Below are 19,866 nucleotides of genomic sequence, written 5' to 3'. Positions count from 1 at the left end.
ACACAGGCGACCTTCGCGCGATGCTCCGCGAAGCGGCCGGCCCCGACGCCGTGCGGCGGCTACTCACGTTCCTCGCCCGGCGACTGGCCGCGGAGGTCGCCCTCGTCGCGCCACCCGAGGAGCACGTCACCGCGGTACCGGCGGACGCCGAACGGCTGCTGGCGGCGGTCGTCGACGACATCGCCCGGGTGGGCGGGGGCGAGCTCGACACGGTCGCGGTACACGTCATGGGCCGGCATCTCGCGGTGCTCCCGGTCGGCCCCGCCCCGAACCGGCCGGTCCTCGTCGTCGCCCGACGGGAGCCGCTCACCGCCGAGGGGCGGGACCTGCTCGCCGACGCGGCGGGCCCGCTGTCGCTGTGCTGGCGCGCCGCGTCCGCCGAGCGGCGGGCCGAGTGCTTCCGCGCCACCGACGGCAGGACCCGGGAGGCTGTGCTGCACCTGCTGATGGTGGGGCACCTGTCCGGTGCCCGGCGGATCGCGGCGGTCCTCCGCCCGGAGCTGCCCGACCTCGCGCGGGTCTACATCGTCGAGGGCGACTGGAAGTCGCGCGAGGAGGTGACCCAGCGGTGCCGCGACGCGTTCGCCGGTGCCGCCTGGGTGGTGCCCTGCCCGGTGTACAGCCGGCACGTCATCGTGATCGCCCCCGCCGACGATCCCGACGCTGTGCCCCCTCCCCCGAACGACGTGGCCCGGGAGCTGACCGAGACGTTCCCGGACAACCGGGTCGGCGTCGGTCTGCCGATCGCGCTGCGGGACATCCCCATCGGCTACAGCCAGGCGTTCCACGCGTTGGCGGTGGCACGGCACCGGCCGGAGCGGTACGCGCGGTTCTCCGCGCGCGGGCACCTGGACGAGCTGCTCGGCGACGGCGGCCGGGTGTGGGCGGCCCGTACGTTGGCACCGCTGCTGGCCTACCGGCCGGCCCGCGCCCAGGACCCGGACGCCTACGAGCTGATGGCGACGCTGATGTCCTGGCTCGACTTCGGCAACCAGTCGGCGGGCCAGCTGAAGATCCACCGCAACACGCTGTCGTCGCGTCTTCGGCGGATCGGCACCGAGCTGGGGTGCGACCTGACCCGTCTCCCGGTCCAGGCCGAGCTCCACCTGGCGTTGCGGATGCTCAGCGAGCGGCCCGGCCAGGAGCCGGGCGAGACGCTCGGGCTGGACGCCCTGCTCGCCGTGCCCGAGGTCCGGCGGTGGGCCGACATCCAGCTGTCTCCGCTGCTGGCCGACGAGCGGCGGACGCTGCTGACCACCGTCGCCACCTGGCTCGAGCACGACACGCAGACCGTCCCGGTCGCCAACGCGTTGGGGATCTCGGCACACGGGCTGCGCAAACGTCTCGCCCGCGCCGAGGAACTCCTCGGTCGCGCGCTGCTCGCCGGACCGTCGGCCCGCTACGACCTCCAGCTCGCCTTCCGCATCCGCGCCGCCCACGGCACGGTCTGAGCCAGCAACCGACGTCGTGGGGGTGGTCGGGCCGTGACGTGGTCCCGCACGAGCAGAAGAGTCGCGGTGGGTGTCGTGATCCCGCTGGCGGTCGCCGCCGTGCTGGCGCCGCCCCCGGACGACACCCGCGACCGGACCGATCTGCGCGCCGACCTCCGCCGGTTCGCGGCGGACATGCCGACGACGTCGGGCTACACGCGACCGTCCCGGGCCGAGCGCGCGACGATCCGCGACGGCCTTCGCCATGTCCTTGGTGGACACCGGAACCACGCCGAGACCACGCTCGCCGGCATCGGCTACGTGCTCCGCCGTCGGGTCGACTCCGGCACCGGACGCCCCTTCGACGAGCTGTCCGATGCCACCGAGCGGTCACGCGGGTGGGGTCGGGTCGTCGTCGACCTGGGCTCGACCGTCCAGGTAGGACTCGAAGTCCCGCACCCGGGCGCGGACCTGGGGAGCGAGGCGCTTGGGGCGGAGCTGTTCCGGCGGGTGCCGGGTTCGGTTCTCGTGGTGGCCGGCGCGCACCGGCGGGCGGCACCGGAGCGGTGGGCCGACGTGGCGCACGCGCCGGACAGCGCGTTCCAGGCAGTGCACGAGCTGCTGGTGCGGCATGGCCTACCGGTCATCCAGCTGCACGGCTTCCGGAACGAGACCGCCCCGGGCTGCGGGGTGGTCGTCTCGGCGGGCCCCGAGCTGCGCAGCCCGTACGTGGACCGGCTGGCCGCGCGGCTCGAGTCGGCGGGCCTGTCGGTGTGCCGGGCCTGGCGACCGGGCTGCCACCGCGCTCTGGCGGGTACCACCAACGTCCAAGCCCGCTTCTCCGCGGCCCGTGGTGGCGACTTCGCCCACGTCGAGGTGTCTCGCGAGGTGCGGGACAGCGACGAGGCACGCGAGCGCGTGGTGTCCGCGCTGAGCCGCCAGGCGGTGGCGTGGTGAGCGCGCGGTGCTGCTGGACCTGCTCCCCCACGCCTAGCCACACCCGCCGACGTCGGAGGCGGGCCAGTGCCGTAACGCCCTCGATGATCGAACGCAGGCCCAGCTCGAACAGCGCGTCCGGTCAGGACGGACGGTTGGTCGACATCGAACGGGCCGAGACCGTCGCCGACCGGTGGTACTCGGCGTCGTCAGCTCCCTGCGAGCCATCCGGAACAACCCGCTGATCGGCGGGCTGCTCGAGGTCGAACCCGACCTGCTGGTCGCCTCCATGGTCACCGACGGGGCCGGACCCCGGCCACCGTGCGACGGTTCGTGGCGGGCCAGCTCCGCCGGGAGCAGCACGCTGGCACCGTCTCTCCCGGCGTGGAAACCGACCTCACGGCCGAGCTGATGGTCCGGACGTCCGCGTCCCTCCTCGTGATCCCCAGCCACGTCGTCGACCCGGTGGACCGTCCTCAGCCGTCCTCGCGGTCCGGGTTCTCCAGCCGGAAGAAGTTGCTGGGCGACCCGTCGCTGCGCTCCTCCTGGTAGATGAAGTTCAGCCGGCGCTTGTCGAACGTGGCGAACCACTCGTCCCAGTCGACGTGGCGCAGCGTGTCGCCGCCGTAGCCGGGGAAGTCGAACCGCAGCACGCCCAGGTGGTCGCCGTGCTCGGTGCCCTCGACCGTGGCCGGCACGGCCTCCCGCCGCTCGGCCCACTGCCGGATCACCTCGTGGCTGGTGGTGACCAGGCTGCGGCCGGGGCGCTCGGGGTCCTCGGCGGTGGAGGTGACCTCCTGGGAGTACTTCACCGAGGACGACGTGGCGGGGCCGGTGCGTGCGCCACCGCCCTGCCGGTCGGCGGCCTGCTGGGCGGCGTTGGCAACGGCGTGGACTAACTCCTCCTTGTGCATGTCGGAGGCGCCGGACACGTCCAGCTCCCTGGCCTTGTCCCGCAGCTCGTCGACCTTCAGGCCGCGCAGCTCGGTCTCGCTGACGTCGGGGGTGTTCGGGGTCTGGTTTCCGGGTTGTTCAGCCATGCACAACGCGTACCCAGCACTTGCGAACGTTATCCCTGGCTTTCGACGGCACCCGCATGACGATCCGGAAGGCGCGGGCGGCGGCCGGTATGGCGGGTTGGACCAACTTCCAGGCGTCGCCTTGTCGGGTTGGACGAATACTTCTGCCCGCTTCGTTTCTAGCGTAGTCGCGCATGAGCACCGTCCTCGATGTCCACGGCTGGCTCCAGGAGCGGTTTCCGCAGCTCCTGCGGGAGCACGGCGTTCCGGGCGCGGCGTACGCGATCGCGCGGGGTGACCAGGTGGTCGAGGGGGCCACCGGGCTGCTCAGCACGGCCACCGGCGTGGCGGCGACCCCGGACTCGGTGTTCCAGATCGGGTCGGTGACCAAGCTCTGGACCAGCACGCTGGTCATGCAGCTGGTCGACGAGGGACTGGTCGAGCTGGACGAACCAGTCCGGACCTACTTACCCGAGTTCCGCGTCGCGGACGAGGACGCGACCGCGGTCATCACCGTGCGGCAGCTGCTCAACCACACCGCCGGCTTCGAGGGCGACATCTTCACCGACACCGGCGTCGGCGACGACTGCCTCGAGAAGTTCGTCGCGACGCTGGACGCGGTCCCGCAGCTGTTCCCGCCCGGCGAGCGGTTCTCCTACAACAACGCCGGGTACTGCGTGCTCGGCCGGCTCGTCGAGGTGCTCCGCGAGCAGACCTACGACGACTGCCTGCGCACCCACCTGATCCGGCCGCTGGGGCTCACCCACGCCGCGCCCAGCGTGTACGAGGCGATCATGTTCCGCGCCGCCGTCGGCCACGTCGAGCCGGAGCCGGGCGCGGGCTACGTACCGGCCCCGATGTGGGCGCTCGCCCGGTCGAACGCCCCGGCCGGCTCGATGCTCGCCATGCGCCCCCGCGACCTCGTGACCTTCGCGCGGATGCACCTCGAGGACGGTCTGGCGGCGGACGGCACCCGGGTTCTGGCGCCCGGGACCGCCGGCCGGATGCTGGCCAAGGAGGTGGACCTGCCGGAGCTCGGGCTCATGGGCACGTCCTGGGGGCTGGGCTTCGAGCGGTTCGACCTGCCCACCGGCACGCTCGTCGGCCACGACGGCACGACCATCGGGCAGGGCGCGTTCCTGCGGATGGAGCCCGAGACCGGGCTCGCGGTCGCGCTGGTGACCAACGGCGGTGACGCCATGGCGCTCTACCGCGACGTCGTCGGGCACGTCCTGCGCGAGCTCACCGACGTGGGGCTGCCGCCGCTGCCCGTGCCGCCACCGCGGCCCGAGCGGATCGACGCCGGGCGGTTCCTCGGCACCTACTCCGCCGAGGTGTTCGACCTGACCGTCAGCCAGGACGGCGAGGGCCGGATCTGGCTCGAGCAGACCCCCAAGGGGGTCTTCGCGGACATGGGCGGCCAGGTCGAGCGGTCCGAGCTCGTCCACTACCGGGACGACATGCTCATCCCCGTCAAGCCCGACCGCGGCATGCACCTGCCGCACGCGTTCGTCGGTGACGACGGCACCGGCCACGCCCTGTACCTGCACGTCGGCCGCGCTGTGCGGCGCGCCGGCGCCTGACGCTCCCCCACCCCCCACCAGCACGCACGGGAACGGATCCGCCATGAAGCTCTCCTCAGCGGGCACCATCGGCCTCTGCCTCTGCCTGGCCGCCGCGCTCACCGGCTGCGGCGGCGCGGCCACCTCGAACAGCGGCAACGCCGACGTCGTCGACGGCGGCACGTTCACCCTCGGGATGTCCTCGGACCCGGGCAACCTGGACCCGCAGATGGGGGCGGGCAGCTCGCTGTTCACCGTCACCCAGTTCGCCTACGACCCGCTGGTCTCCGTCGACGGCAAGACCGGCGAGATCCGCTCGGCGCTCGCCACCGAGTGGAACGTCGCGGACACCACGGTCTCGCTGACCCTGGCCGAGGGCATCACCTGCGCGGACGGCGCCGAGCTGACCGCGACCGACGTCGCCGACAACCTCAACTTCGTCGCCGATCCGGCGAACAAGAGCCCGTTCCTGGGGACGTTCCTCCCGCCCGGCGCGTCGGCGAAGGGCGACGACGCCAAGCGCACCGTGACGATCACGCTGGCGCAGCCGGCGCCGTTCGTCCTCAACGGGCTGGGGAACCTCCCGATCGTCTGTCCGAGCGGGATGGCCGACCGGTCCACGCTCGCCAAGGCCACCGCGGGCACCGGCCCCTACGAGCTCACCGAGGCCGCGCCCGGCGACCACTACACGTACACGATCCGCGACGGCTACACCTGGGGACCCGACGGCGCGTCGACCGACATCAAGGGCCTCCCCGACACCGTCGTCATCAAGGTCGTCGAGCAGGAGACGACCGCGGCCAACCTGCTGATCTCCGGCGGCCTGAACGCCGCTCAGATCGTCGGCCCGGACGCGCAGCGGCTCGAGAAGTCCGGCCTGTTCGCCGCCGAGACCCCGGCGATCGTCGGGGAGCAGTGGTACAACCACGCCCAGGGCCGGGTCACCAGCGACCCGAAGGTCCGGCTGGCGCTCACCCAGGCGCTCGACCTCGCCGAGCTGCAGAAGGTGCTCACCTCGGGCCGCGGCACCGGCGCCACCACGCTCGCCACCAACGAGCCGATCGCCTGCCCGGGTGACTCGGTCTCCGACTCGCTGCCGGCCCACGACGTCGAGGCCGCCAAGGCACTGCTCGACGAGGCGGGCTGGAGGGCCGGCGGCGACGGCACGCGGACCAAGGACGGCAAGCCGCTCGCGCTGACCTTCCTCTACCAGAACGACAACGCCAGTGGCGGCGACGCCGCCGCCGAGCTCGCCGTCCAGCAGTGGAAGGAGATCGGCGTCCAGGCCACCGCGCGCAGCCAGAACGAGACGACGCTGACCGGCACCATCTTCGGTGCGGGCGACTGGGACGTCGCCTGGGTCTCGCTCAACGTCAGCAGCCCCGACCAGCTCGTCCCGTTCCTGTCCGGGCCCGCGGCACCCGACGGCACCAACTTCTCCGCGATCTCCGACCCGGAGTACGACGCGGCGGTGCAGGCCGCGATGGCGACCAACGGCGTCGAGGGGTGCGAGGACTGGCTCGCCGCGGAGTCCGGGCTGATCGCCAAGGGCGACATCGTTCCGTTCGCCAACAACATCGTGCCCACGTTCGGCAAGGGCGCGAAGTTCGAGACGCCGGGCCAGCTGATCCCGACGAGCATCCGGATGCTGGCGAGGTAGGACGTGACCGTGACCGTGAGCCCGACCGCCGCACCCCCACCGGCGGACCAGGCCCGGGTCGGGCTCCTGGCCCGCCCGTGGGTCCGGTTCGGCGCCCGCCGCCTCGGCCGGTTGGTGGTCTCCCTGTGGGTACTGGTGACCGCGTCGTTCGCGATGATCCACCTGATCCCCGGGGACCCGGTGCGCGGGGCGCTCGGCCCCACCGCGCCGGCGGAGCTGGTCGAGGCACGGCGGCAGGCCCTGGGACTCAACGACCCGATCATCACCCAGTACCTCGACTACCTGAGGGGCCTGGTCACCGGCGACCTCGGCACCTCGATCTCCTCGCGGCTGCCGGTCGCCGAGATCGTCGCGCAGCGGTTGCCCGCCACGCTGGTCCTGGCGGTGCTCGCGTTCCTGGCGGCGGTGGTCGTGGCGATCCCGCTGGGTGTGGCGATGGGCGTGCTGACCCGGCGGGGCCACGGCCGGCGCACCGAGCTCGCGTTCACCACCACCAGCATCGTCGTCGCGACGATCCCGGACTTCTTGATCGGCGTCATGCTGGTCTACGTGTTCGGGGTCCGGCTCGGGTGGCTCCCGGTCGCCGGCAACGAGACCGCGGCGGCGTACCTGCTCCCGGTGGTCTCGTTGGCGATCGGGCCCGCCGCGATCCTCGCCCGGATCGTCCGCGTCGAGCTGGTCACCGTGCTCGAGGCGGACTTCGTCCGCACGGCCAGGGCGAAACGCCTGCCCGCCCGGACCATCTACCTTCGCCACGCGCTGCCCAACGCCGTCACCGCGGCGCTCACCCTCGGCGGGCTCCTGCTGAGCGCGATGGTCGCCGGCACGGTGCTGGTGGAGAACGTCTTCGCCTGGCCGGGGCTGGGTAGCACGGTCGTCCAGTCGATCCTCACCAAGGACTACCCGGTGGTGCAGGCGATCGTCCTCGTCTACGGGGTCGGCGTCCTGGTCGTCAACACCCTCGTCGACCTCGCCCTGGCCCGGCTGGACCCACGCTCGCTGATTCGGGAGGGCTGAGGCGTGCACGGACGCTGGAGGCGGGTCCTACGCACCCCCCTGGGTCTCACCGCGACGGTCCTCGTGGTGGCGGTCCTCGCCCTGGCCGTCCTCGGTCCGGTGTTGTGGGGCACCGGCGCCGAGGCGGTCGACACCGACGACATCCTGGCCCAGCCCTCCGCCGAGCACTGGGCGGGAACGGACAACCTCGGCCGGGACATCCTGCTCCGGGTCCTCGTCGCCGCCCGGCTCTCGATCATGCTCGCCCTGCTCGCCGTCGTGATCTCGATGGTCGTCGGCCTGCTGCTCGGGTCGCTGCCGTTCCTGGTCGGCTCCCGGTTCGGCCGGCTGGTCTCGGCGGCGGTCAACATCGCCGTCGCCTTCCCGGGAGTGCTGCTGGCGCTGTTCTTCGCCGTCGTGTTCGGCGTCGGCGCCACCGGGGCGGTGCTGGCCATCGGGCTGGCGGGGGCACCGGGCTTCGCCCGGCTGACCCAGACCCTGGTCGCCGGGGTCGCCGCCCGTGACTTCGTCGCCGCGGCGAGGATCGCCGGGGTGGGCAGGGTCCGGATCCTGTTCCGGCACGTGCTGCCGAACATCGCCGAGCCACTGGTCGTCAACGCGACGATCGGCGCCGGCAGCGCGCTGTTGTCGTTCTCCGCTCTGTCCTTTCTCGGGCTGGGGGTCCAGCCGCCCTCCTACGACTGGGGCCGGCTGCTCTACGACGGCATCGGCGCCATCTACGTGAACGCCGCGGCCGCGCTGGCACCGGGCCTGGCCGTGCTCCTCGCCGGGCTCGCGTTCAACCTGTTCGGCGAGTCGGTCGCCAAGGGGCTCGGGGTCGACGTGGGTACCGGGCCGCACACCGTCCACCGCACGGCCCGGATCCGGCCGGTGGACCGGTCGGACCGCGAGACCGGCGGGGCGGAGCTCGAAGCGGCACCGAGCGATCTCGTGCTCGACGTCCGCGACCTCGAGGTGACCCTGCCCGGCGCCAGCGGGCCGGTGCGACCGGTCCGTGGCGTGACGTTCTCGGTGCGCCGCGGCGAGGCGGTCGGCATCGTCGGTGAGTCCGGTTCGGGCAAGTCCCTGACCGCCCTGGCGATCACCCGCCTGGTGGGCGACGAGGGCCGGGTCGACGCCGCGCGGCTGGAGCTGCTCGGGCACGACCTGCGCGCGCCGGACACCGCGGTCCGGCGCAGGATGCTCGGCACCTCGCTGGCCATGGTCTTCCAGGACCCGATGACCTCGTTCAACCCGGCGCACCGGATCGGCGGCCAGCTGGCCGAGGTGGCCATCCACCACCAGGGCATGAGCCGTCGCGCGGGCTTGCGTCGCGCGGTGGACCGGCTGTCCGCCGTGCGCATCCCCGACGCGCCGACGCGGGCCCGGCAGTACCCGCACCAGTTCTCCGGTGGGATGCGCCAGCGGGCGATGATCGGCATGGGGCTCATGGGCACCCCGGCGCTGATCGTCGCGGACGAGCCGACGACGGCCCTGGACGTGACCGTGCAGCAGCAGGTGCTCGACCTGCTCGCCGCGATCCGCGCCGCCGACGAGGTGGCGCTCGTGCTGATCAGCCATGACGTCGCGGTGGTCACCGAGGTCTGCGACCGGGTGATGGTGATGTACGCCGGCCGCGTCGTCGAGGACCTCCCGGCCACCGACCTGGCCACGGCGGCACTGCACCCCTACACCAGGGCACTGGTGGCCGCCGTGCCGGACATGACGACGGACCTGGCCGAGCCGCTCGCGACGATCCCCGGCCGACCGGTCGCGCCGGCCGACGTGCCGCCGGGCTGCGCCTACGCCGACCGGTGCCCGCTCGCCACCGCCCGCTGCCGGGACGAGGACCCGCCGCTGGTCGCCGATCCGCGGGTGCGGCCGGACCACCGGGTCGCCTGCTGGCACGCCGGCGAGCCGCTGCCGGCCGGGCAGGCGGGCCGGAACACCGACGAGCTGGTGGAGTCACCGTGACCGGGTTGAGCTTCGCGGACGTCACCGTCCGCTATGGACGGATGACCGCGGTCGACGGGGTCAGCCTGGAGGTTCCCGAGGGCCAGGTGGTCGGGCTCGTCGGCGAGTCGGGATCGGGCAAGTCGACGCTCGCCAAGGCGGCGGTCGGTCTGGCCCCGCTGACCGCCGGCCGGATCAGTCTCGGCGGCGCACCGGTCCCCACCCGGGGCCGGCACCGTCCACTGCAGATGGTTTTCCAGGACCCGTACTCCTCACTGGACCCGAGGATGACGATCGGTGAGAGCGTGGCCGAGGCGATGCCGCCGGGGAGGTCGCGTGCGCAGCGCCGGGCCGAGGTCGAGCGGCTGCTCGACCTGGTGCACATCGACCCGGCCGCGGCCTCCGCCCTCCCGTCCCGGCTCTCCGGCGGCCAGCGGCAGCGGGTCGCGCTGGCCCGAGCGCTCGGCGCGAACCCCCGGGTGATCATCGCCGACGAGATCACCTCCGCCCTCGACGTCTCGATCCAGGGCGCGGTCCTCAACCTGGTCCGCGAGCTCCAGCGGGAGCTCGGCCTGTCGATCCTGTTCATCTCCCACAACCTCGCGGTGGTCCGCTACGTCGCCTCGCACGTCGCGGTCATGCGACAGGGCCGGGTCGTCGAGCACGGACCGACCGCACGGGTGCTCACCGAACCCAGCCACGACTACACCCGCGAACTGCTCGCCGCCGTACCCGGGCGGACCACGCGAAGGAGCCGGCCATGACCCGACGGATGCGCATCGAGGACCTCCCCCAGCTCGCGGTCCCGTCCCAGCCCGCGCTGTCCCCGGACGGCACCCGGGTCGTCTACGTGCTCCGCACCCTGGACATCGAACAGGACCGCAACGTCGACCAGCTGTGGTTGGTCGACACGGCGGGCGGGGCGCCCCGCCGGCTCACCTCCGGGCCGGCCGACACGGTGCCGTCCTGGTCCCCCGACGGTCGACGGCTCGCGTTCCTCCGCGACGGCCAGGTGGCCGTGCTCGACGCCGACGGCGGCGAGCCGGAGCGCGTGACGGAGCTGCCGCTCGGCGCCGGCACTCCGTGTTGGAGCCCGGACAGCCACCGGCTCGCCTTCGCCGCGCCGGTCGACCCGGCGGGCGGGGCGACGGGGCCGATGGTCTCCGACGGCCTGGACTACCAGGCCGACGGCGCCGGGACCTTCGGCGCCGTCCGCACCCAGCTCCACGTCCTGGACCTCGCCACCCGCGAGCTCCGCCAGCTCACCGACGGACCGGACGGCGCCGGCGACCCGTCCTGGTCGCCCGACGGCACCGTGCTCGCCTTCCCCGGTCGTGCCGGTACCGACAGCGACCTGCGTTGGCGCACCCCGGTCCACCTGCTGGCGGTCGACGACCCCCGCGCCCGGCCCCGCGTCCTCGCCTTCGAGGAGGGCATCGCGGCCACCGTGAGCTGGGTCGCCGACGGTTCTGCGCTGCTGGTCGCGGGCTGGTCCGGCGATCCCGTCGGCCACACGCGCCTTTTCCGGGTGGGCGTCGACGGCACCGCCACCGGTGCCGTCGACGACCTGTCCGGCGCCACCGACCGCAACGTGATGCCCGGCGCCCCCGGCTACCCCGGTGGGCTGCCGCGGGAGCACGGCGATCGAGTGGTGTTCTGCCTCCGCGACCACGGCTGTACGCATCTGTGGTCGGTCGCCGCGGGGGGCGGCGACGCACGCCCGGTCCTCAACGGCGAGGGCCGGGTCGTGTCGGGGCTGTCGGTCGCGGGCGACCGGGCGGCGCTCGCGCTCGCGACCCCCGAGTCCTTCGGCGAGATCGTGGTCGTCGACCTCGTCAATGGCGACCACACCGTGCTGACCGACCACGGCGCCGCGCTGGAGGGCCTGCGCCCGCACCCCCGCGAGGAGCGGTGGTTCACGATCTCCGACGGGACCCGCGTCCAGGCCTGGCTGAGCCACGACCCGGCGCGGAGCGGGCCGCGGCCGCTGCTGCTCGACATCCACGGCGGTCCGCACAACGCGTGGAACGCCGCCGCCGACGAGATGCACTTCTACCACCAGGAGCTGGTCGAGCGTGGCTGGGCGGTACTGACGGTCAACCCGCGGGGCAGCGACGGGTACGGCGAGGCGTTCTACGACGGTGTCCGCGACGCGTGGGGTGTCGCGGACGCCGCCGACTTCCTCGAGCCGCTCGACGAGCTCGTCGCCGAGGGGTTCGCCGACCCGGACCGGCTCGCGGTCGCCGGGTACAGCTACGGCGGGTTCATGACCTGCTGGCTCACCGGCCACGACGACCGGTTCGCCGCGGCGGTCGCGGGCGGGACGGTCAGCGACCTGGCGAGCATGGGTGGCACCAGCGACGACTGCCACCTCCTCAGCGCCTACGAGCTGGGCGCCACTCCCTGGCAGGATCCGGAGCGCTACGCCGCCATGTCCCCGATCACCCGGGTCGCCGACGTCCGCACGCCGACGCTGGTCATCCACGGCGCGACCGACCTGCGGTGCCCGGTCGGCCAGGCCCAGCAGTGGCACACCGCGCTGCGCGAGCGCGGCGTCCCCACCCGGCTGGTCGTGTACCCGGACGCCTCGCACCTGTTCATCCTGACCGGCCTGCCCTCGCAGCGGCTCGACTTCAACCGCCGGGTGCTCGACTGGCTGGAGCAGTACGTCACCCGCGGCGGCCGCCCGCGGATCGACGCCGCCCACTGGCAGCGGCGGCTGTCCCGGCTCGCCGAGCGGCACAGGGTGCCCGGCGCCCAGCTCGGCATCCTCCGCCTCGCGGCCGACGGGGCCGACGACGAGCTGGTCGAGGTCGCGCACGGCACGCTCCACGTGCGCACGGGCGCGCCGGTCAGCACCGACGCGCTGTTCCAGATCGGCTCGATCACCAAGGTCTGGACGGCGACGGTGGCGATGGCGCTGGTCGACGACGGGCTGCTCGGCCTGGACACCCCGGTCGCCGAGGTGCTGCCGGAGCTACGGCTCGCCGACCCCGACGTGACCAAGGCGGTCACGGTTCGGCACCTGCTCAACCACACCAGCGGCATCGACGGTGACGTGTTCACCGACACCGGCCGCGGCGACGACTGCCTGGAGCGGTACGTCGAGGTCCTCGGCGACGCCGGGCAGAACCATCCGCTCGGCGCCACCTGGAGCTACTGCAACTCGGGCTACGCCCTGCTGGGCCGGGTGATCGAGAAGGTCACCGGGAAGACCTGGGACCAGGCGATGCGCGAGCGGCTGTTCACCCCGCTCGGCCTCGCGCACAGCGTGACCCTGCCCGAGGAGGCGCTGATGTTCGCCACCGCGATGGGGCACGACGAGCGTGCGGGCGAGCTCGTGCCGGCCCAGGTCTGGGGGCTCCCCCGCTCGATCGGCCCGGCCGGGCTGGTGACCTCCACCGTCGGCGACGTGCTGGCCTTCGCCAGGATGCACCTGACCGGTGGTCTCGCTGCCGACGGCACCCGCGTCCTGAGCGCGGAGAGCACCGCGGCCATGGCCGCGCACGAGGCCGACCTGCCGGACAAGCACGTGCTCGGCGACTCCTGGGGCCTGGGCTGGATCCGGTTCGGCTGGGACGGCCGCCGGCTGCTCGGCCACGACGGCAACACGCTGGGCCAGGCTGCGTTCCTGCGGGTCCTTCCCGAGGAGGGGATCGCCGTCGCGCTGCTCACCAACGGCGGACACACCCGCGACCTCTACGCCGACCTCTACCCGGAGATCTTCGCCGCGCTCGCCGGCCTCACGATGCCGACGCCGTTCGCGCCACCGGCGGAGCCGGTGGCCGTGGACGTGGCGCCCTTCGTCGGGGTCTACGAGCGGGCCGGGGTGCGCACGGAGGTCGAGAACGGGCCGGAGGGGCCGGTGCTGCGCACGACGCTCACCGGCCCGCTCGCCGAGCTGGAACCGGACCCGGTGCACGAGTACCCGCTGGTCCCGGTTGGCCCGGCACTGTTCGCGATCCGGCCGCCGGAGGCGGAGACGTGGATGGCGGTCACCTTCTACGAGCTGCCCACCGGAGAGCGGTACGTGCACTACGGCGCGCGGGCGACGCCGAAGGTGTCCTGATGGCCGGCCTCAGCGAGATGCTGGACGAGGTCCGGGCTCTGGTCGAGTGCGAGTCGCCCTCCTCGGACCTCGACGCCGTCGCCCGCTCGGCCGAGGTCGTCGCCGCGGTCGGCACCGCGCGCCTCGGTGTCGCGCCGGAACGGATCGTGCTGGACGGCCGCACCCACCTGCGCTGGCGGCTCGGGGACGGTCCGTCGCGGGTGCTGCTCCTCGGCCACCACGACACCGTCTGGCCGCTCGGCTCCCTGGCCGAGCACCCCTGCACCGTCGAGGACGGCGTACTGCGCGGACCGGGCTGCTTCGACATGAAGGCCGGACTGGTGATGGCGTTCCACGCGGCGGCCGGGCTCGACGGGGTGACCCTGCTCGTGACCGGCGACGAGGAGGTCGGCTCGCGCAGCTCGCGGGCGCTGGTCGAGCAGGAGGCGCGGACGGCCGCCGCCGCGCTGGTGCTGGAGGCGTCGGCCGACGGCGGGGCCCTCAAGACCGAGCGCAAGGGCATCTCGCTGTACGAGGTGCGGGTGCTGGGCCGCGCGGCGCACGCCGGGCTCGAACCGGAGCGCGGCGTCAACGCCACCCTGGAGCTCGCCCACCAGGTCCTGGCCGTCGACACGCTCGCCGACCCGTCGGGCACGACGGTCACCGCGACCGCCGCCCGCGCCGGCACGACGACCAACACGGTCCCGGCCGCGGGGTCGTTCGCGGTCGACGTGCGGGCCAGGACCCTGGCCGAGCAGGAGCGCGTCGACCAGGCGATGCACGCGCTGCGACCGGTGCTGCCCAGTGCGCGGGTCGAGGTCGTCGGGGGTCCGAACCGGCCGCCGCTGGAGGCGTCGGCCTCGGCGGAGCTCTTCGAGCTCGCGCGGCGGGTCGCGGCACGCCTCGGGCTGCCGGAGCCGACGGCGGCCGCGGTCGGCGGGGGGTCGGACGGGAACCTCACCGCCGGTGTCGGCACGCCCACCCTGGACGGGCTCGGCGCTGTCGGCGGCGGGGCGCACGCCGCCGACGAGCATGTGCTGGTCGAGGAGCTGCCCGGCCGGACGGCGCTGCTGCGCGCGTTGGTCGAGGACCTGCTGGTGGGTCCGACGAACCCGCTCGCCGGCTCTGGTGCGGCACGACCATGACCACACCCGACGAGCTGAGGAGCATGAACCTCGTGACCGATATCAGCGTGGCGCCCGGTGCCGTGGGGGCGGATCTGGACCAGGCCGCGCACACCGCGGCGGCCGCGGCCAGGGCGGCCCGGGTGTCGGTGCGTGAGCTCACCGATCTCGCCGAGCTCAACCAGGTGGTGGACCTGTTCGCCACGATCTGGGGCCGCTCGGCGAACCCGCCGGTGACGATCGAGCTCCTGCGCGCGTTCACCAAGGCGGGCAACTACGTGACCGGCGCCTTCGAGGCCGACCGCCTGGTCGGTGCCTGCGTGGGGTTCTTCCACGCGCCGGCGGGGGACGCCCTGCACAGCCACATCGCCGGGGTGTCGGCGTCGGCCACCGGCCGCAGCGTCGGCTTCGCGCTCAAGCTGCACCAGCGGGCCTGGGCGCTGAGCCGCGGGGTGTCGGAGATCGCCTGGACGTTCGACCCGCTGGTGGGGCGCAACGCCTACTTCAACCTGGCGAAGCTGGCCGCACGGCCAGCGGAGTACCTCACGAACTTCTACGGCCCGATGCTCGACGCGATCAACGGCGACCAGGACTCCGACCGGCTGCTGGTGCGCTGGCGGCTGCGCGACCCCGCCGTGGCGCTGGCCGCCGCCGGGCGCGGTGTCGGCACCGTCGCCGAGACCGAGCTCGCGGCCGGGGCAGGGGTGGCGCTGCGCGTCGGCGAGGACGGCGCCCCGGTGCCCGGCCCGCTGGACCGCGCGGTCTCGCTCGTCGCGGTCCCCGGGGACATCGAGAAGCTCAGGGTGACCGATCCCGGCATGGCGCGGCGCTGGCGCGTGGCGCTGCGGGACGCGCTGACAGGGCTGGTCGCCGCGGGCGGCCGGATCGACGGTTTCGACCGGACTGGCTGGTACGTCGTGCGGAGGGAAGCGTGAAGCTCACCGGAGTGGAACTGCGCCGGGTGGCGATGCCGTTGGTCGCGCCGTTCCGAACCTCGTTCGGCACCCAGACCAGCCGGGACGTGCTGCTGGTCCGGGTCGTGACCGACGACGCCGAGGGCTTCGGCGAGTGCGTGGCGATGGACACGCCGCACTACTCCTCGGAGTACGCCGACGCGGCGGCGGACGTGCTGCGCCGGTTCCTCGTACCGGCGCTGACCGGTGTCGACCTGCCGGGCGCGCACGCCGTCGCGGAGCTGCTCGCGCCGTTCAAGGGCCACCGGATGGCGAAGGCGGCGCTGGAGATGGCGGTGCTCGACGCCGAGCTGCGCGCGGAGGGCCGCTCGTTCGCGCGGGAGCTGGGCGCGGTGCACGACCGGGTTCCGTGCGGGGTGTCGGTGGGCATCATGGACAGCGTCCCCGAGCTGCTCGACGCGGTCGGCGGCTACCTGGACGAGGGCTACGTCCGCATCAAGCTGAAGATCGAGCCGGGCTGGGACGTCGAGCCGGTGCGCGCGGTCCGCGAGCGCTACGGCGACGACGTGCTGCTCCAGGTGGACGCGAACACCGCCTACACGCTCGGCGACGCGCGCCAGCTGGCCCGGCTGGACGACTTCGATCTCCTCCTCATCGAGCAACCGCTCGACGAGGAGGATGTGCTCGGTCATGTGGAGCTGGCCCGACGGATCCGGACGCCGGTCTGCCTGGACGAGAGCATCACCTCGGCGCGCGATGCCGCGGCCGCGATCCGGCTGGGCGCGTGCCAGGTGGTGAACATCAAACCCGGGCGGGTCGGCGGGTACCTCGAGGCGCGCCGCATCCACGACGTGTGCGTCGCGCACGGCGTGCCGGTGTGGTGCGGCGGGATGCTGGAGACCGGCCTCGGCCGGGCAGCCAACGTCGCTCTCGCCGCCCTGCCCGGGTTCACCCTCCCCGGCGACACGTCGGCGTCCGGCCGCTACTACGCGGCCGACGTCACCACACCCTTCGTCCTGGCCGACGGACACCTCGCCGTGCCGGTCGGGCCCGGTCTCGGCGTGGCGCCGGACCCGGACCGCCTGGCCGAGGTCACCACGACGACGGAGTGGCTCACCCCCTGAGCCCGGCCGCCGGCTCAGGGCCAGGTTCGCGCCAGCCGGGCGAACGTCTCGGGATCGCTGTGCACGGGAACCACGCAGAGCATGTGCCCGGCCGGGGTGCGCAGCGTGTGCGCCTCCTTCCACCCCGACACCCGCTCAGCGCCCAGCGCGGTCAGCCGGGCGACCTCGGCCTCGAGGTCGTCGGTCTCGATGTCGACGTGGTAGCGCGGCGGGCCGTCCTCGACCGCCTGGACGACCGTGAACAGGTCGGGGACCGCCCGGTCCAGCACCGTGAACTGCTCCTCCCCCGGGGCCGGGAAGGCCGGGACCCCCAGCGCGGCGGACCAGAAGTCCACCTCCGCGCCGGCCTCGGCGGCGGGCGTGTCGATCAGGATTCCGACGAACCGGCTGCGGTGCATGGCGTCACGCTACCGGCAGCCGGATCATTCCGGCCCGAACGGACGCCGTGCGCCAGACGTGTCGTGGTGTGAGCGCTCGGTGTTCGGTTGAATGGCCAGATGTCCCGACGCGCCGCGCTCGTCCAACTCGCCGTCTGGTGCGTGCTGGTCGCCGGTCTCGCGGTGATGTGGCTGCGCTACGGCGCTTCCACGACGACCACGCTGCTCACCGTCCTGTCCGGGGCCGCCGCGCTCACCCAGTTGCTCGCGGCCACCCGGTGGTCCCGGGACGCCGGGACCAGCTCGGCCGCGCAGCTCGACGACGCGGCCGACACCCTCGCCTGGGAGGTTCGCCGGCAATGGGAGGCCGAGGCGCGCCGACGCCTGCTCGACGACGGGCAGCGGCTGCCCGTGCGGTGCCGCACCGGCCGCACCGTCGTCGACCTCACCACGCTCGTCACCGACTACGCCGAGGCTCCTCGGCGGCTCGTCGTCGTCGGTGAGCCGGGCGCCGGCAAGACCGGACTGTGCGTGCTCCTCCTGCTGGAGCTGCTCCGCCGCCCGACGATCGCCCGGGTGCCGGTGCTGTTGCAGGTCTCCGCGTGGAACCCGAAGGAGAACCTCGACGCCTGGCTGATGCGCAGCATCCTCGAGACCTACCCGTTCCTCGGCAACGAGTCCCGCTTCGGTGCCACCGCCGTTCGCGACCTGCTCGCCAAGCACCGGATCCTGCCCGTCCTGGACGGGCTCGACGAGATGGCCGACCGGCGGCGGGGAGCGGCACTGCGCGCGCTCGACTCCGACCGCGGGGTCGCCGAGCCGCTCGTACTCACCTGCCGCAGCGGCGAGTTCGACCGGGCCAACGCCGGCGGGCCGATCCGCGAGTCGCAGGTGGTGACGCTGCTCCCGCTGGAGGACGACGCGGTCGCCGGCTACCTGCTCGACTCCGCCGCGAGCGACCGGCTCGAGCAGTGGGAGCAGGTGCTCGACCGGCTGTCCGACCGCGTCTCCGACCCGCTCGCCGAGGCACTGCGCACGCCGTTGATGCTCTCCCTTGCCCGCACCACCTACAGCGAGCCCGACACCGACCCGGCCGAGCTGCTCGAGCTGGACACGCCCGAGCGCGTCGAGGCGCGGCTGCTGGACGAGTTCACCCGGCAGGCGTTCGTCACGCGTCCGCCCTCACCGCTGTCCACTCCGGCCCGGGCACCGCGTCGCTGGCACCCGGCCCGCGCCGAGCGCTGGCTCGCGTTCCTGGCCCGCCTCGACGAGCGCGAGCTGGCCTGGTGGCAGCTGTGGCGCACGGTGCCGCGCTGGGTGTTCGTCGCCAACGGGATCATGGTCGGTGGGACGCTGTCGACGCTGCTCGGGTGGCTGTTGCTGGGGCTGTTCGGCCGGCCGGGGCTCGGTGCGTTGCTCGGGCTCGCGGTGGGCGTCGGCGGCGGCGCGCTGCTCGGGCTGTTGCCGGCCGAGGCGCCGCGCCGGTTCGTGCCGCGGATACTGCGCCGCAACGAGGTGGGCCGCGACCTCATGTTCGGGCTGATCGGCGCCGCGGCCGGCGGAATCGCCGTCGCCGCGGTCTACGGAGTTGCCTACGGCGCGGTGGTCGGGCTGGTGTTCGGCGTCGCGTTCGGCGTGATCCGCCGGTTCACCGAGCCGACCGAGCCGAAGGAGGCGGTCACCCCCGACACCCTGGTCCGGGGCGACCGGCGCGCGGTGCTGTCCGCGGCGGTGCTCGGCGCGGTCCTCGGTGCGGCGGTCGGCGGAACCCTGGCCGGCGTGCTGGGCGCCGCGAACCTGGCGGTGCCGGTCGAGCACCCGGTGTTGGTGGCGTTGCTCGGCGTGGGGGTCGGCGCGGTGCTCGGCGCGGGCGGACTCGGCCTGGTCGTGCACGCGACGAGCGCGTCCGGCCGGTTCAACACGACCCGGATCTGGCTGGCACTGCGCGGCTCGACGCCGCTGCGGCTCATGTCGTTCCTGGCGGACGCTCACCGGCTGGGGGTGCTGCGGCTGGCCGGTCCGTACTACCAGTTCCGCCACGAGCTGCTGCGGGACCGGCTGGCGCTGCGGCGGTGACCACGGCGGGCACGCCGAGCAGCCAGAAGGTTCGGCGACCGGTGGCGTCCAGGCCGTAGCGAGCGGCCGGGAACCGGATCCTCGCCCGGGACCGCCCCCGCAGCACGGCGCGGATCTGCACCTCGCGCATCCGGCGGTGCGCGCGCTCGAGGTTCGCCGGGGGGTAGGCGAACTCGAGCACCAGGCGCGCGTCGGCGGCGGAGCTGCGCAACAGCTCGGCGGTCGACTCGGCGTCGTTGAGGTCGTAGGCGCGGTCGCCGGCGGTGCATCGGACGATCTCGAACTCGCTCGTGCGCAGCGACGCCGTCCGCGCGGCGAGCCACGTGCGCGCGAAGTCCCGCTGCCGGCGCTCCAGCACCATCAGCGACGCCAGCCACACCGACGCGCACGCCGCGAGCACGACACCGAGCGCGGTCACCGGCTCGCGCAGCGGGTCGACCACGGCGAACTGGCCGGCCACCAGGAGCCCGGCCGCGGCGGCGACGACCCACGCGCTCCGCCGGCGAGCCCGGTCGAAGGCCGGCTCGTGCCCGGCGAACAGCCCGGACAGCACCGGCGACGGGGCACCGGCCACCGGGATCGCCAGGTCAGGGCGAAGCGGCGCGGTCCCGCCGGACGGTCCACCTCCCACTGCCGCACCTCCCCAC

General features: G+C 73.8%; 14 protein-coding genes and 1 pseudogene. 12 read left to right on the top strand and 3 right to left on the bottom strand.

Annotation, left to right across the window (positions count from 1 at the left end; translation table 11 throughout):
- Window positions 1-20 precede the first annotated feature (20 nt).
- Both BU204_RS02100 and BU204_RS02095 read left to right on the top strand, forming a co-directional pair.
- Window positions 21-1,451, top strand: coding sequence for a helix-turn-helix domain-containing protein (locus BU204_RS02100; RefSeq protein ID WP_075123780.1), 1,431 nt, complete (start codon window positions 21-23; stop codon window positions 1,449-1,451).
- 66 nt (window positions 1,452-1,517) lie between these two features.
- Entirely contained in the window at window positions 1,518-2,387 is an 870-nt protein-coding gene (locus BU204_RS02095; protein ID WP_075123779.1) for a hypothetical protein, read from the top strand.
- A 455-nt stretch (window positions 2,388-2,842) separates the two neighbouring features.
- Here the strand turns inward: BU204_RS02095 and BU204_RS02085 are convergent, their stop codons facing one another.
- Window positions 2,843-3,406 (bottom strand): Rho termination factor N-terminal domain-containing protein, encoded by a 564-nt coding sequence (locus tag BU204_RS02085; protein ID WP_075123778.1) that lies wholly within the window; start codon window positions 3,404-3,406, stop codon window positions 2,843-2,845.
- A 173-nt stretch (window positions 3,407-3,579) separates the two neighbouring features.
- Between BU204_RS02085 and BU204_RS02080 the strand changes: the two genes are divergently transcribed.
- The 9 genes and pseudogenes from BU204_RS02080 (at window position 3,580) to menC (ending at window position 16,766) form a co-directional block, all read left to right on the top strand.
- Complete coding sequence (locus BU204_RS02080; RefSeq protein WP_075123777.1) at window positions 3,580-4,968, top strand: serine hydrolase domain-containing protein; 1,389 nt, start codon at window positions 3,580-3,582, stop codon at window positions 4,966-4,968.
- Between the two features lie 43 nt (window positions 4,969-5,011).
- The gene (locus BU204_RS02075) at window positions 5,012-6,607 is read left to right on the top strand and encodes an ABC transporter substrate-binding protein (protein ID WP_075123776.1); all 1,596 of its coding nucleotides are present in this window, start codon (window positions 5,012-5,014) and stop codon (window positions 6,605-6,607) included.
- Between the two features lie 66 nt (window positions 6,608-6,673).
- Window positions 6,674-7,624, top strand: a complete 951-nt coding sequence (locus tag BU204_RS02070; protein WP_075123927.1) for an ABC transporter permease — start codon at window positions 6,674-6,676, stop codon at window positions 7,622-7,624.
- A 3-nt stretch (window positions 7,625-7,627) separates the two neighbouring features.
- Window positions 7,628-9,577, top strand: a complete 1,950-nt coding sequence (locus BU204_RS02065) for a dipeptide/oligopeptide/nickel ABC transporter permease/ATP-binding protein (RefSeq protein ID WP_075123775.1) — start codon at window positions 7,628-7,630, stop codon at window positions 9,575-9,577.
- Window positions 9,578-9,618: 41 nt separating this feature from the next.
- A pseudogene (locus tag BU204_RS02060) lies at window positions 9,619-10,302 on the top strand (ABC transporter ATP-binding protein); the annotation flags it as partial.
- 14 nt (window positions 10,303-10,316) lie between these two features.
- Window positions 10,317-13,625, top strand: coding sequence for a serine hydrolase (locus tag BU204_RS02055; RefSeq protein WP_075123774.1), 3,309 nt, complete (start codon window positions 10,317-10,319; stop codon window positions 13,623-13,625).
- A gap of 17 nt (window positions 13,626-13,642) precedes the next feature.
- Window positions 13,643-14,749, top strand: a complete 1,107-nt coding sequence (locus tag BU204_RS02050; RefSeq protein WP_198942747.1) for a M20/M25/M40 family metallo-hydrolase — start codon at window positions 13,643-13,645, stop codon at window positions 14,747-14,749.
- A 23-nt stretch (window positions 14,750-14,772) separates the two neighbouring features.
- On the top strand, window positions 14,773-15,663 hold the full coding sequence (locus BU204_RS02045; protein WP_143229277.1) for a GNAT family N-acetyltransferase: 891 nt from the start codon (window positions 14,773-14,775) through the stop codon (window positions 15,661-15,663).
- Window positions 15,660-16,766, top strand: coding sequence for an o-succinylbenzoate synthase (gene menC, locus BU204_RS02040; RefSeq protein ID WP_075123772.1), 1,107 nt, complete (start codon window positions 15,660-15,662; stop codon window positions 16,764-16,766). The genes BU204_RS02045 and menC overlap by 4 nt, the downstream gene beginning before the upstream one ends.
- A gap of 14 nt (window positions 16,767-16,780) precedes the next feature.
- Here the strand turns inward: menC and BU204_RS02035 are convergent, their stop codons facing one another.
- The gene (locus tag BU204_RS02035; protein WP_158073383.1) at window positions 16,781-17,164 is read right to left on the bottom strand and encodes a VOC family protein; all 384 of its coding nucleotides are present in this window, start codon (window positions 17,162-17,164) and stop codon (window positions 16,781-16,783) included.
- Between the two features lie 99 nt (window positions 17,165-17,263).
- Here BU204_RS02035 and BU204_RS39855 point away from each other — a divergent pair, with 99 nt between their 5' ends.
- Complete coding sequence (locus tag BU204_RS39855; RefSeq protein WP_075123771.1) at window positions 17,264-19,219, top strand: hypothetical protein; 1,956 nt, start codon at window positions 17,264-17,266, stop codon at window positions 19,217-19,219.
- Here the strand turns inward: BU204_RS39855 and BU204_RS38810 are convergent.
- Entirely contained in the window at window positions 19,110-19,850 is a 741-nt protein-coding gene (locus tag BU204_RS38810; RefSeq protein WP_143229257.1) for a hypothetical protein, read from the bottom strand. The genes BU204_RS39855 and BU204_RS38810 overlap by 110 nt on opposite strands.
- Between the last annotated feature and the right edge of the window lie 16 nt (window positions 19,851-19,866).

The organism is Actinophytocola xanthii, from assembly GCF_001921205.1.
Classification (GTDB): Bacteria; Actinomycetota; Actinomycetes; order Mycobacteriales; family Pseudonocardiaceae; genus Actinophytocola; species Actinophytocola xanthii.
The sequence above is the reverse complement of the archived record's forward strand: the minus strand, read 5'-3'. Positions and strand labels throughout refer to the sequence as shown.